At 70.5% G+C, this 13,345-nt stretch carries 11 protein-coding genes and 1 tRNA gene; 5 read left to right on the top strand and 7 right to left on the bottom strand.

Annotation, left to right across the window (positions count from 1 at the left end):
- Window positions 1-87 precede the first annotated feature (87 nt).
- From GWK61_RS59435 to GWK61_RS11810, 6 genes are all read right to left on the bottom strand, one after another.
- Window positions 88-1,491 carry a sensor histidine kinase gene (locus GWK61_RS59435; protein WP_194908369.1) on the bottom strand — a complete coding sequence of 468 codons (1,404 nt, stop codon included), beginning with the start codon at window positions 1,489-1,491 and terminating at the stop codon, window positions 88-90.
- Entirely contained in the window at window positions 1,488-2,366 is an 879-nt protein-coding gene (locus GWK61_RS11830) for an ABC transporter permease (RefSeq protein WP_194908368.1), read from the bottom strand. The genes GWK61_RS59435 and GWK61_RS11830 overlap by 4 nt, the downstream gene beginning before the upstream one ends.
- On the bottom strand, window positions 2,363-3,217 hold the full coding sequence (locus GWK61_RS11825; protein ID WP_194908367.1) for an ABC transporter ATP-binding protein: 855 nt from the start codon (window positions 3,215-3,217) through the stop codon (window positions 2,363-2,365). Before GWK61_RS11825 ends, GWK61_RS11830 begins: the two co-directional genes overlap by 4 nt.
- A gap of 60 nt (window positions 3,218-3,277) precedes the next feature.
- On the bottom strand, window positions 3,278-4,216 hold the full coding sequence (locus GWK61_RS11820; RefSeq protein ID WP_194908366.1) for a mechanosensitive ion channel family protein: 939 nt from the start codon (window positions 4,214-4,216) through the stop codon (window positions 3,278-3,280).
- A gap of 164 nt (window positions 4,217-4,380) precedes the next feature.
- On the bottom strand, window positions 4,381-5,310 hold the full coding sequence (locus GWK61_RS11815) for an LLM class F420-dependent oxidoreductase (RefSeq protein ID WP_194908365.1): 930 nt from the start codon (window positions 5,308-5,310) through the stop codon (window positions 4,381-4,383).
- 4 nt (window positions 5,311-5,314) lie between these two features.
- A complete protein-coding gene (locus GWK61_RS11810) occupies window positions 5,315-7,486 on the bottom strand; it encodes a prolyl oligopeptidase family serine peptidase (protein WP_194908364.1) in 2,172 nt (723 codons plus the stop codon).
- 263 nt (window positions 7,487-7,749) lie between these two features.
- Between GWK61_RS11810 and GWK61_RS11805 the strand changes: the two genes are divergently transcribed.
- The 3 genes from GWK61_RS11805 to GWK61_RS11795 all read left to right on the top strand — a co-directional run bounded on the left by GWK61_RS11805 (window position 7,750) and on the right by GWK61_RS11795 (window position 9,182).
- Entirely contained in the window at window positions 7,750-8,292 is a 543-nt protein-coding gene (locus tag GWK61_RS11805; protein WP_194908363.1) for an HNH endonuclease, read from the top strand.
- A gap of 100 nt (window positions 8,293-8,392) precedes the next feature.
- Complete coding sequence (ctaJ, locus tag GWK61_RS11800; RefSeq protein ID WP_194908362.1) at window positions 8,393-8,806, top strand: aa3-type cytochrome oxidase subunit CtaJ; 414 nt, start codon at window positions 8,393-8,395, stop codon at window positions 8,804-8,806.
- Entirely contained in the window at window positions 8,793-9,182 is a 390-nt protein-coding gene (locus GWK61_RS11795) for a DUF5130 family protein (RefSeq protein WP_194908361.1), read from the top strand. Before ctaJ ends, GWK61_RS11795 begins: the two co-directional genes overlap by 14 nt.
- A gap of 202 nt (window positions 9,183-9,384) precedes the next feature.
- Here GWK61_RS11795 and pepN read toward each other — a convergent pair whose 3' ends face one another.
- Window positions 9,385-11,961 carry an aminopeptidase N gene (gene pepN, locus GWK61_RS11790; protein ID WP_194908360.1) on the bottom strand — a complete coding sequence of 859 codons (2,577 nt, stop codon included), beginning with the start codon at window positions 11,959-11,961 and terminating at the stop codon, window positions 9,385-9,387.
- Between the two features lie 114 nt (window positions 11,962-12,075).
- Between pepN and GWK61_RS11785 the strand changes: the two genes are divergently transcribed.
- Together GWK61_RS11785 and GWK61_RS11780 are read left to right on the top strand one after the other, a co-directional pair.
- Window positions 12,076-12,711 (top strand): DsbA family oxidoreductase, encoded by a 636-nt coding sequence (locus GWK61_RS11785; RefSeq protein WP_228562150.1) that lies wholly within the window; start codon window positions 12,076-12,078, stop codon window positions 12,709-12,711.
- A 170-nt stretch (window positions 12,712-12,881) separates the two neighbouring features.
- Window positions 12,882-12,955, top strand: a tRNA-Pro gene (locus GWK61_RS11780).
- Window positions 12,956-13,345 lie beyond the last annotated feature (390 nt).

Here is a 13,345-nt window from a genome sequence, read left to right as displayed (position 1 = left end):
GACGCCGCCGACGCTGCCGAACCCGCTGACCCTGCTGCCGCTGATCCTGCTTGTCCGGCAGCTCCCGTAGCTCCCGCACGCGCGCCATCACTCATAAGGCACCTCCGCCTCCACTCGGGTCCCGGCGCCGGGCGCGCTGGTGATCGTCAGGGCCCCGCCGACCTGCTCGACGCGTTCGCGCATCGAGCGCAGGCCGAAGCCCTTGCAGGGGGTCTCGGGCATGCCGACCCCGTCGTCCTCCACGGCCAGCGTCAGCTGCTCGGCGCCGTAGGTCAGCCAGACCGTCACCGTCGCGGCCTGCGCGTGCTTGCGGACGTTCGCCAGCGCCTCCTGCGCGATCCGCAGCGTCACCACCTGGGCGTTGGCGGACAGCGTGCGCGGGCTCCCGCCGATGTCGACCGAGGTGGCCATCCCCAGCTCCTCGCCGATCCGCGCCGCCGCCCGCTGCAACGTCGCGTCCAGCGGCAGCCCGGCGGTCGGGTCGCCACCTCCTTCGGTGTGACTGATCAGGGCTCTGGCCTCGGCCAGGTTCTCGCGCGCGGTCCGGGCGGCCAGGTCCAGGCGTTCGCGGGTGGTGTCCGGATCGGTGTCCAGCGTGGCGTCGGCGGCCTGGATCAGCATCAGCAGGCTGGTGAACCCCTGCGCCAGGGTGTCGTGGATCTCGCGGGCCAGCCGCTCGCGCTCCTCGCGCACGCCGGCTTCGTGGTGGGCCCGCTCCAGCTCCTCGTGTGTGTCCTCCAGCTCGCGGATCAGCGCGCCCCGCCGGTCGTTGTCGTTCAGCATCTCCACGAAGAAGCCGCCGATGAACAGGTTGACCAGCAGCGCCGATCCGGCGGTCAGGGTCCAGCCGGCCAGGTCGCCCCAGGTCAAGTCGCCTCTGAGCAGGATCGGCAGGGTCAGCACCGCCGCCACGCCGGCCATGGTCGCGATGCCCTGGATCCGGAACCCGGCCAGCGGCGAGAACTGGGACAGGACGATGCTCGCCAGGAAGATCAGGCTGGGATCGACCCAGACCAGGACGAAGGAGAGCGCGGAGACGATGGCCAGGTGGTGGTAGACCGCCCGGTAGGGGACTCGGTCGAGCAGCCAGGGGTATTCCAGCAGGAGGTACGAGGCCGACATCGCGGCCACCAGGACCAGCAGCCACAGCGGCTGCCTGCCGGTGAACACCAGCACCACGGCGACCAGGAGCGCGAAGTGCCACGCCACCGCCCACAGCCGGGCGATGCGCGTCCACGAGCGGAAGGACTCGCGGCTGTCCTCGGCCACCGTCGGGCTGGTCGCGGTCCGGGAGTCGTCGGCCGGCTCCGCGCTGGCGTCGGCGCCACCGCCCATGCCACCGCCTACGCCATCGCTGTCGGCGCCACTGCCACCGCCTGCGCTGCTGCCGGCTCCGGCCTGGCTCGCCGCCGCCGGGACACCCGCCTGCACGGACACCGCGACGGCGGCCGGGCCGTCGGGCCCGGTCGCCGTCCCCGCGGGCTCGGTCACCCGTCGTCCCTTCCCCGCCAGCTGAACGTCTTCAGGCACAGCACCAAGCCGATCACACACCAGGCCGCCAGCACCAGGGCGAGCCGTCCGTGCTCCCAGGACCCCGCGGGCTCGGCGTACTTGAACGAGTCCGGCAGGAACACCGAGCGCATCCCCTGGCACAGCCACTTGATCGGGAACATCGCGCCGATCTCCTGGACGGTCTTGGGCAGCTGCGAGAACAGGATGAACACCCCCGAGACGAACTGCAACACCATGATCGGCAGCCACACGATCGCCGAGCCGTTCTCCGACCGGATCAGGCCGCTCAAACCGATCCCCAGCAGGCTGCACGCCGTGCAGCCGAGCACCAGCACCCAGGTGAAGGTGATCCACGGCCCCGGCGAGGCCGGCAGCTTGAGCCCCATCAGCGTCACCCCGACCAGCAGCATCACGGCGACCTGCGCCATCGTCGAGGCGAGCACCGAGGCGACCTTGCCCAGGAAGTACGAGACGGCCGGCATCGGCGTGGTCCGCAGCCGCTTCAGCGCCTTGGCGTGACGCTCGGTGGCGACCTGGAACGCCAGGTTCTGCAGCGCGCCGTTGATGACGCACATGCCGATCATCCCGGTCGCGTAGACCTGCTGGTAGGTCGCCGAGGTGCCGTCGATCCGCCCCCGGAAGATCGAGCCGAACAGCAGCAGCATCACCACCGGGAGCGCGAAGGTGTAGATCAGCAGCCCGGTGTTGCGGGTCAGCTGCACCACCTCGACGACCATCCGGACCCGGCCGATCCGCCAGACCTCGCTCAGCGTGGCGCGCTGTCGCTCCACGGCCTCAGTCGTCCCCACCGCGGCCCCCGCCGACTCGACTGTCTGCCCTGCGATCGCGCTCATCGCGCACTCTCCTCGTCCGCCCCGATCAGCCCCAGATAGATGTCCTCCAGCGACGGCCGCACCACCGACAGCCCCGGGATCTCGCCCCGGAACAGCGTCGAGAGCTCCGCGACGAACCGTGTCGGCTCCGCGGTGTGCTCCTCGCAGCGGCGGCCGTCCTCCTCCCAGGACACGATCGCCTCGGCCTGGTCCCGTCCGCCCAGCCGCTCCGGCGCGTTCACCTCGACCAGCCGTCCCTTGACCAGCACGCCGACCCGATCGGCCAGCGCCTCGGCCTCGTCCAGGTAGTGCGTGGTGAGCAGGATGGTGGTCCCGGCGGTGCGCAGCGAGCGGATCAGCTCCCAGAACTGCCGCCTGGCGGCCGGGTCGAAGCCGGTCGTCGGCTCGTCCAGGAACAGCAGCTCCGGACCGCCGACGATGCCGAGCGCCACGTCCAGCCGCCGCCGCTGGCCCCCGGACAGCCGCGAGGTGAGGGTCCGGGTCTGCTCGGTGAGCCCCACGGCCGCGATCACCTCGGCGGCGTCCCGCGGCGCCGGGTAGTAGGCGCCGAACTGCCGCACGGCCTCCCCGACCCGCAGCATCGTGAAGTCCTTGGCCTCCTGCAGCACGACCCCGATCCGGGCCCGCCACCGGTGGTCCGCCTCGGCCGGGTCCACGCCCAGCACCGACACCTCGCCCGCGTCGCGCCCCCGCAACCCCTCCAGGATCTCCACGGCCGTGCTCTTGCCCGCGCCGTTCGGTCCCAGCAGTGCGAAGACCTCGCCGGCGGCGACGTCCAGATCGACGCCGGCGAGCGCCGCGGCGTCCCCGTAGTTCTTGCGCAGTCCCCTGACGCGCAGTGCTGTGGTCATGCCTCCAGGTTGGCCCCGGAGGCGGGCCCGGCATGAGGTGCTACCGGTTGAACCCTGGGGTCAACCGTTCGATGGACTCTTCAGGGGTTGCGGCACCTGCGGCACCACGGCGACCGCGTCCTCGGCGCCGTTGGTCCCGCTGGCGGCGGTGAGGCCGACCTTCACCCCGGCCTCGTCGAACGCAAGGAGCAGCCGCGAACGCAGCTCGCGCGCCACCTCGGAGCTGGCGCGCGGGGCGGTGCGCATGCTGACGCGCATCATCATGTGGTCGCCCTCGATGGACTCGATGCCCGCCACGGTCGGCGCCTCGGACAGGAAGCTGTCCTTCCACATCGGGTCCTCGAACAGCTGGTGCGCGGTCTCGACCATGATGTCGCGCACCCGGTTGGGGGTCTCGGTGTAGGAGACCGGCACGTCCACGATGGCGCGCGCGTGCCCCTGCGACTGGTTGCCGATCCGCTTGATCGTGCCGTTGCGCACGTACCAGACCACGCCGTCGATGTCGCGCAGCTGCGTGACCCGCAGCCCGACCTCCTCCACGGTGCCCTTGGCGTCGCCGGCGTCGATGAAGTCGCCGACCCCGTACTGGTCCTCCATGATCATGAATATCCCGGCGAGCAGGTCGGTGACCACGTCCCGGGCGCCGAAGCCGATCGCCACCGACAGGCCGCCGACCGAGGCCAGGATCGGCCCGGTGGAGATGTGCAGCTGCTGAATGATCATCAGTGCGGCGATGATCATGATGGTCACGCTGGCGATGCTGCCGAGCACGCCGCCCAGCGCCCGGGTGCGCTGCATCCGCCGCTCGGCGCCCATCAGCAGCCCGGACTCCAGGAAGCGGCCCGGCTTGGACTCGGCACGCATCGCGGCCTTGTCCACGGCCCGCTTGATGAAGGTCAGGGTGACCTTCCGGATGATCAGCGAGACGACGATGATCGACAGGATGGCGATCGTGTCGGAGACGATCACTCCCGAGTGGTCGCTGAACCAGTTGCTCACATGCACCACCTTCGTTGTCATCGAGTCGGTCGGGCCGGTCGTCGGATCGGCGGGCGATCCGGGCGTCGGGGCCTTGTGCGCTGCGGCGAGCGGGGAAACTGCGACTGACACGTGGTTCGGGGCCTCACGGGGTCATGGGGAAGACGTACGAAAACATCGCCACATTAGAGGATGCGCATGAGCGGAAGTACGTCGTTCGCCATCAGCGCGAGGTGGTCCAGGTCGTCGAGGTCGAAGGTGCGCAGGTAGACGCGGCGCGCGCCGGCGGCGTGATATTCACCAAGTTTCTCGACGAGCTGCGCCGGCGTCAGCCGCAGCACGACCTGGTTCGCCGCCGATTTGCGGCTTATCGCCTCGGCCCGCCGCTCGATCTCCGCGTCGGTCCGGCCGCAGGCCACGACCAGGGTCACGGACAGCGTCAGGGTGGCGGGATCGCGCCCGATCGCCTCGCATGCCTCCCGCACGCGGACATAGCTGTCCGCCACCTGGTCCGACGGCCGGAAGTTCGAGTTGTACTCGGACGCGTACATCGCGGCCAGCCGCGGCGTCCGCTTCGGCCCGCGGCCGCCCACGATGATCGGCGGATGCGGACGCTGTGTCGGCTTGGGGAGTGCGGGGGAGTCGGTGAGTTCGTAGTGCTCGCCCTTGAAGGAGTACGTCTGGCCGAGCGGCGTCCGCCACAGGCCGGTGACGATCTGCAGCTGCTCCTCAAGCAGGTCGAACCGGCGCTCCGGGAACGGGATCCCGTACGCGGCGTGCTCGGCGGCGTCCCAGCCGGTGCCCAGCCCCAGCTCGATCCGGCCGCCGGACATCTGGTCCACCTGCGCGACCTGGATCGCCAGTGGCCCCGGGAGGCGGAACGTCGCCGGCGTCACCAGGGAGCCCAGACGGATCCGCGTCGTCTCGCGCGCCAACCCGGCCAGCGTGGTCCAGCAGTCGGTGGGCCCCGGCAGGCCGTCGGCCACGCCGCCGGCCCGGTAGTGGTCGGACCGGAAGAAGCCGCCGAAGCCCAGGTCCTCGGCGGCGCGCGCGACCCGCAGCAGGGTGTCGTAGGTGGCACCCTGCTGCGGCTCGGTGAGTACTCGAAGATCCATACGGTCAGACTTCCACGCCCGCCCCCGTGACTTCCAGCCCCAGCTGGGCGGCGAGGAAGGCCCACATGTCCGCGTAGACGCCCACGATCTTGGACACGCTGCGGCCCGCGTGCCCGGCCTCGGACTCCCGGCGCAGCAGCACCGGCCGGTCCGCGATCGAAGCCGAGGTGGCGTGCTGGAGCGCGGCGGTCAGCTTGCGCGCGTGCAGCGGGTCGACGCGGCTGTCGCTGTCGAAGACCGGGAAGAGCGTGGCCGGGTAGGCCGTGCCCTCATGCACGTGGTGGTACGGCGAGTAGGCGATCAGCCAGCCGAACTGTTCGGGGTCCTCGACGGTGCCGTACTCCTCGTTCCAGGTGACGCCGAGGCCGAACCGCTCATAGCGGATCATGTCCAGCAGCGGTGCCCAGCAGACCACTGCGGCGTACTTCTCAGGGTGCTGGGTCAGCGCCGCGCCGACCAGCAGCCCGCCGTTGGAGCCGCCGAAGATGCCGAGCTTGTCACGGGTCGTGACGCCGTGGTCGACCAGCCAGTCGCCGGCGGCGTGGAAGTCGTCGAAGACGTTCTGCTTGTTCTCCATCATCCCGGCGCGGTGCCACTGCTCGCCCTCCTCCGAGCCGCCGCGCAGGTTCGCGACGGCATACGTGCCGCCGGCCTGCACCCAGGCCAGGATCCGTGCGCTGTAGGCCGGGGTCAGCGGGATGTTGAAGCCGCCGTAGCCGTAGAGGATGGTCGGCTTGGGGTCGGCGGTGCCAGCGCCGCTGCCCGCGTCGTCGTTGCCGGACCCGTCGCCGGATGCGCCGTCGTCGATGACGAACATCCGCACCTCGGTCCCGTCCTTGGACGTGTACGTGACCTGCCGGGTACGGACCTCGGGGATCTCCACCTCGCCCGGCGTCCCCTCCCAGAGCGCGGTCCGGCCGGTGCGGGCGTCGAAGTGGTGGATCTGCGTCGGCGTGGTGAAGTCGGTGTAGGCGAACCAGAGTTCGTGGGCGCTTCCGGGCCGGGTGCTCAGCCCGGACAACGTCCCCAAGCCCGGCAGCGGGATCTCGCCGACCTTCTCACCGGTGCGCGCGTCGTGCAGCGCCAGCTCGCCGACCGCGTGCCGGGTGCGGGCCACGACCAGCAGCGGCCGCTCCAGCTCCGGGCCGTCCAGCAGCGTGTAGGAGTCCAGGACCGCCTCGGGGTCCTCCGGGATCAGCTCGCGCCAGTTCTCGTAGACGAGGTCGCCGGCCGGGGCCACGCAGATCCGGCCGCGCGGTGCCTCGCGGTCGGTCCAGATCAGCGCGCTGCCGGCCAGCGGGGAGTCGGCCGCGCAGATCGCGACCGAGGTCAGGTTGTCCAGCCCGACCTGCACCGGGACCAGTGCGGGGCGCTCAGGGGAGCTCGCGGTCAGGTCCGCTACGTAGAGGTCGTTCCGGGGTGCCGTGCCGGCGTGCATGTCGACCGTCAGCCAGCGGCCGTCCCGGGTGACCGACGCGCCGTAGTAGTTGGTCTTGGGCTGGCCTTCACCGAAGATCTCGATGTCGTCCACGTCCGGGTCGGTCCCGACCTTGTGCAGCTTCACCCGCCGGTGGTACTGCTCGTCCCCTTCGGGAACCGTGTCGGGGTGCGGCTTGCGGACGTAGTAGTACGCCTCGCCGCCGGGCAGCCAGCCCACCTCCGTGTAGCGGGCCCGGGTGATCGGGCCGTCGAGCCGTTCCAGGGTGGCCACGTCGATCACGTACAGGACCGACTCCTCGGTCCCGGCCTCCGAGATCAGGTAGGCCAGCCGGTCGCCCTCCTTCGACGGCTGCCAGCCGTCCAGCGTCGTGGTGCCGGACGGATCCAGCTCCACCGGGTCGACCAGCACCCGCTCGGTGCCGTCGGGGTCCACCACGAGCAGCACCGCGTGCTCCTGGTCGGGCCGCCGCCGGGTCAGGAAGCGCCGCTCGCCGCACCAGAAGGGCGCCGAGACGTCCCCGGTGCCCATCAGCTCGGTCAGCCGCCCGACGAAGGTCGGGGCGGCGGTCCAGCCCTGCCGCGCTTCGGCGAACAGCGTGTCCTGAGCCGCGCTCCAGGCAACGCTCCTGGGGTCCTCGGGGTCCTCCAGCCAGCGGTAAGGGTCGGCGACGTCACGACCGTGCAGGTGGTCCACCGCGGCGACGCGCTCGGCCTGCGGGTAAACAAAGGACGACATGCCTCAGAAGACTATGTCTTGTGGTCGATCTGTGTTAACCCACTCGTGACACATGATTTTGAAGATGTGCGTGAAATCTGGTAGCGCGGGAACCACAACAGCGGACAGACTGGATCTACCCGTGAGCCGATCCGTGGACACGCGCTCCGACGTGCGATGATGCGCCTGCTGAGGCATCAGCCGCACTGAGGGGTGCGTTGGAAGCGGGGCGGAAACGTTAGCTCCGGCGCGAGCCACGCGTCGGACTCGGTCAGGAGGCACCAGTGCCGCACGCACTTCTTTTGAACGCTTCATATGAGCCGTTATGCGTCGTGAGCCAACGCCGCGCAGTGGTTCTGATCCTCAGCGACAAGGCCGTCACCCTTGAGGGATCCGGCGACCTGCTCCACGCGGCCACCTGGTCGATGCCCGCGCCCTCGGTGATCCGGCTGACCCGCTACATCAGGGTCCCGAACCGCCGGGCGGTGCCGCTCACGCGGCGTGCGATCTTCGCTCGCGACGGTGGCCGGTGCGTCTACTGCGACGCGCCCGCGACCAGCATCGACCATGTGATCCCGCGCTCGCGCGGCGGACAGCACGCCTGGGACAACGTCGTCTCGGCCTGCCGGCGCTGCAACCACGTGAAGGCGGACCGTCCTCTGCCGGACCTGGGGTGGCGCATGCGCCGGCCCCCGGCCCAGCCGGCCGGTTCGGCTTGGCGGATCCTGTCCTCAGGAAGACAGGACCCGCGCTGGTCGCCTTATCTGGAGGCGTATGGCGGTGAGCCCAAAGGCTCAGGGCTGGACGGCGCGTTCGCGGCCGCCTGACCTGAATCTCTTAAGCGCACGCCGTGTAGAGGCCGTCCCCGGTTCGCCGGGGGCGGCCCCTGCTTTTCAGGCGTGAGACCACGTCAGATACCGTGGAGGAGTGAAACCACCGACCACCCCCGAAGCGCGGACGCGCCGGGCGTTGCGTACGGCGACCCTCGGCTCGCTGGCGGCGGTCCCCCTGCTGCTGGCGTCCCCCGCGTTCGCCCTGCACAGGGACGCGGGCGACGACCCCGGCCAGGGCATGTCCGCCGTCGCCACCATCCTCGTCTACATCGGCATCCCGGCTGCGATCTTCTGCGTCATCGCGCTGCTGGTGCTCGCCCCGTCGATCGCCCGCGGCAACCGCTACCGGCCGCACCAGCTGAGCTGGTGGGCCGCCCCGGTCTGGTTCGGCGGCCCGCGCGACGAGCACGGCGAAGCCGCCGACCGCGCGCTGACCGGCACCTCGCTGAAGGAGCTCACGGCCTACTCCGAGGCCCAGACCGAGGGAGGCGCCAGTGCCCGCTGGTGACGCTTTCACCGCCCGCCAGGAGCAGGACATCGCCAAGGCGATCGCCACCGCCGAGCAGCAGACCGGCCTGAAGTTCTCGGTCTACGTCGGCTCCGTCGAGGGCGACCTGCACGCCCAGGCGGTGTGGCTGCACCGGCAGCTGGCCGACGCCGACGGCGCCGTGCTGGTCGTCGTCGACCCGCGCCGCAACCAGCTGCAGATCGTCACCGGCGTGGACGCCAAGCGCCGCGTCGACGACCGCGCCGCCGGTCTGGCCGCGGCCGCCATGGCCTCCACCTTCGCGCTCGGCGACCTGGCCGGCGGCCTCGTCAACGGCCTGGGGTCGCTGATGGAGCACGCGCAGAAGGCGCCGGTGCTGCACGCAGACCAGCCGTAGCCGAGCCCTGAGCGAGCCGTAAACGCGCCTTCAGCGGCTGCGGTGGCGCTCGTCCGCGAGCACCCGGCAGCTTGGACGCCAAGTACATCTGGCACGTCTGGCACGGCAGCTACATCAGCTACATAAGAAAGCGGCCCGGGCAGGTTCTCCCCGCCCGGGCCGCTTCGTGTCTGTCCGGGGATCCCGGCTCAGCTCACCGGATTCAGGCCGCCGAGCGGTCCTTCTCCTGAGCCTTCAGGCAGCGCCCGATGGTGTCCGCGGACTCCACGATCAGCCGGCGCAGCGCCGGCACCGGCTGCGCGGCGTCCAGGAACGCCTGCGTGGCGTCCAGCGTTGCCTGCTCGATCACGAAGGTCGGGTACAGGCCGGTCGCGATCTGCGTGGCGATCTCGTGCGTGCGCGAGTCCCAGGCGCCCTCGACCGAGGCGAAGTACTTCGCGACGTACGGCTTGAGCAGCTCCTCGCGCTTGTCCGCGGGAACCGACTGGAAGCCGCCGATCACCGAGGCGACCGTGTGGTTGGCCAGCGTGTCGCCGTCCACCACCGAGGCCCACGCCTCGGCCTTGGCCTCGGCGGTCGGCCGCCCGGCGCGCGCCTGCAGCGCGTAGCGCTCGCCGGCCGCGGTCTTGTCCCGCTCCAGCTCGGCCGCGATCTCCGGGGCGTCCGCCTTGCCGCCGACCACCAGCGCCATCAGCAGCGTCCAGCGCAGCTCGGTGTCGACGGTCAGGCCCGGCAGCGTCTGCGAGCCGGCCAGCAGGCCGGCGACGTAGGTCAGCTGCTCGTCGGTCACCGCGGTGCCGGCGAAGGAGCGGGCCCAGGCGAGCTGGAAGTCCGAGCCGGGCTCGGAGGCCTTCAGGTGCTCCCAGGAGGCGTCGGCGAGCAGGGCCTGGCCGGTCGGGCGCCACGCCGGGTCGGCGAACAGCTCGACGGAGGACTTGGCCTGCCGCTGCAGCAGCTGCGCCACGCCGATGTCGGACTCCCGGCCGATACCGCCGAGGACCAGCTTGAGGTAGTCGCGGGCGGCCAGCTCGGCGTTGCGGAGCATGTCCCAGGCGGCGCCCCAGCACAGGGTGCGGGGCAGCGACTCGGCGAAGTCGCCGACATGCTGCACCAGGGTCGCCATCGAGCGCTCGTCCAGGCGGATCTTGGCGTAGGTGAGGTCGTCGTCGTTGAGCAGGACCAGCGCCGGGCGGGCCTTGCCGATCAGGTCGGCGACCTCGGTGCGGGCGCCGGTGACGTCCAGCTCGACCCGGTCGGTGCGCTCCAGGGAGCCGTCCACCAGGTTGTACAGGCCGATGGCCAGGCGGTGCGGGCGCAGCGTCGGGAACTGCTCGGAGAAGCCCTCCTGCTCCACCGTGAACGAGGTGAAGTTGCCGGCGGCGTCGACCTCGTACATCGGCCGCAGGGTGTTCGGTCCGGCGGTCTCCAGCCAGGCCTTCGCCCACTCCCTCAGGTCGCGGCCGGAGGTCTCCTCCAGCGCGCCGAGCAGGTCTGCCAGCGTGGTGTTGCCCCACTCATGGCGGTTGAAGTAGGCGCGCACGCCCTCGAAGAAGTGGTCGTCGCCGACCCAGGCCACCAGCTGCTTCAGGACCGAGGCGCCCTTGGCGTAGGTGATGCCGTCGAAGTTGACCATCACGTCCTCGAGGTCGCTGATCTCTGCGACGATCGGGTGCGTGCTGGGCAGCTGGTCCTGGCGGTAGCCCCAGGACTTCTCGCCGTTGGCGAAGGTGGTCCAGGCGTCCTTGAAGCGGGTCGCGGCGGACTGCGCGTAGAAGGAGGTGAAGGTGGCGAAGGACTCGTTGAGCCACAGGTCGTTCCACCACTGCATGGTGACCAGGTCGCCGAACCACATGTGGGCCATCTCGTGCAGGATGACCTCGGCGCGCTGCTCGTAGGCGGCGTCGGTGACCTTCGAGCGGAAGATCATCTCCTCGCGGAAGGTGACGCAGCCGGCGTTCTCCATGGCCCCGGCGTTGAACTCGGGCACGAAGAGCTGGTCGTACTTGGCGAACGGGTAGTCGCGGTCGAACTTCTCGGTGAAGAAGTCGAAGCCCTGCCCGGTGACCTCGAAGATCTCCTCGGGGCGCAGGAACTCGGCCAGCGAGGTGCGCACCGCGACCGCCAGCGGGATCTTCTGGCCCCGCGGGGTGGTGTGCTCCGAACGTGCGACGTGGTACTTCCCGCCGACCAGCGCGGTGATGTAGGAGGAGACCCGCGGCGTCGGCTCGAACGCCCACACGGCCGTGCCGTCGCCCCGCGACTGCGGCGCCGGGGTGGGGGAGGTCGAGAAGATCTGCCACGAGTCGGGGCCCTGCACCGTGAAGGCGAAGGTGGCCTTCAGGTCCGGCTGTTCGAACGCCGCGAACACCCGCCGCGAGTCCGGCACCTCGAACTGCGTGTACAGATACGCCTCGCCGTCCACCGGGTCGATCATCCGGTGCAGGCCCTCGCCGGTGTTCATGTACGCGCAGTCGGCGACCACCAGCAGCTCGTTGTCCGTCTGCAGGTTGGACAGCGCGATGCGGCTGTCCTTGAAGGCCTCGGCCGGATCGACCGGCTGTCCGTTCAGCGTGATCTCCCGCACGTTGGGGGCGATCAGGTCGATGAACGTCGAGGCGCCGGGGGTGGTCGCCCGGAACCGCACTGTGGTGGCCGATGTGTAGGTCTTCGCCTCCGGATCGGGGGCGTGGGTCCAGTCCAGACTCACCTCGTAGGACTGGACCTCCAGCAGCGCCGCGCGCTCCTGGGCTTCTTCGCGGGTCAGATTAGTACCGGGCACCCTTGCACGGCTCCTTGTCGCTTCGAGTCGAAATAGCTGCCATCGATCCTCGCACGATCGCCCTGGCGGGCGCCTCCGGGATTAGCCGCAGGTCCGATGGTGTTGGCATGGGACATGAGCTCTCCTACCCCCGAAACGGCCGCCCCCCGCGCCGTGGCCGACTTCTGGTTCGACCCCCTGTGCCCCTGGGCCTGGATGACCTCCCGCTGGATGCTGGAGGTGGAGCAGACCCGGCCGGTGGACGTGCGCTGGCACGTCATGTCGCTGTCGGTCCTCAACGAGAACCGCGAAGACCTGTCCGAGGACTACCGCGAGATGATGGACCGCGGCTGGGGCCCGGTCCGCGTGGTCATCGCCGCGCAGCAGGAGCACGGCGACGAGTACGTGCTCCCGCTCTACACGGCGCTGGGCACCCGGCACCACCCCGGCGGCCGCGAGTACACCCGCGACGTGATCGTCGAGGCGCTGGAGGAGGTCGGCCTCCCGGCTTCCCTGGCCGACGTCGCCGACACCCACCGTTACGACGAGGCGCTGCGCAAGTCCCACTCCGAGGGCATCACCCTGGTCGGCCAGGACGTCGGCACCCCGGTCGTCGCGGTGAACGGCGTGGCCTTCTTCGGCCCGGTCGTGACCCCGGCGCCGAAGGGTGAGGACGCGGGCAAGCTGTGGGACGGCTGCCTGCTGGTGGCCTCCACCCCCGGGTTCTTCGAGCTCAAGCGGACCCGGACTCAGGACCCGATCTTCGACTGAGCGAAGAGCTCAGTCGCGCCCTGGGCCGCCCCCGCATGGGGCCGTCTATGGGGAGGGCGCTATAGAGGTGCGCAACCGGCGGGGACCGCTTACATGGTTCCCGCCGTCCAGCGCCAAAAGCGCCAGGACTGTAGGACTACCTCAGTGCTAATCTGCTGTCGCGAGAACCGCGGGATGTGGCGCAGCTTGGTAGCGCGCGTGCTTTGGGGGCACGATGTCGCAGGTTCAAATCCTGTCATCCCGACATGACGCTAAAGGCCCGGTGACCTGACGGTCCCGGGCCTTCGCCGTAAGTCTCCGTGTCCCCCATCACCAGTCCCGCGGTCGTGAAACGTCTCGCGCGCGCATCGCCTTCGCCGGACCGAGGCGGTTCGCCGAGGGAGAGCCGCCGTCGTAGAGGGAGCGCTCTCCGCGGTTCTCTGTCTTCCCGTCGCTGCGAGCGCGTGGTTTCGGCTGGCCCGGCGTCTGTCCGGGCCCTCGATCACGGGTGGTCTGGGATTCAGGGGGCCTGGGCGGCTTTCCGTCGCCGATGCGGGCCTGGGTTTGTGCTTGCGCTTGCGCCTGGGCTGGTGACGCCGGTCCTGTTCCCGGTCCCGGGCCCTGTGCGTGTCCCTGTCCCTGTCCCTGTCCCTGT

This window comes from Catenulispora rubra, assembly GCF_015356825.1.
GTDB classification, from domain to species: Bacteria; Actinomycetota; Actinomycetes; order Streptomycetales; family Catenulisporaceae; genus Catenulispora; species Catenulispora rubra.
Note: the sequence above shows the minus strand (reverse complement) of the source record. Positions and strands in the feature narration are given on the sequence as shown.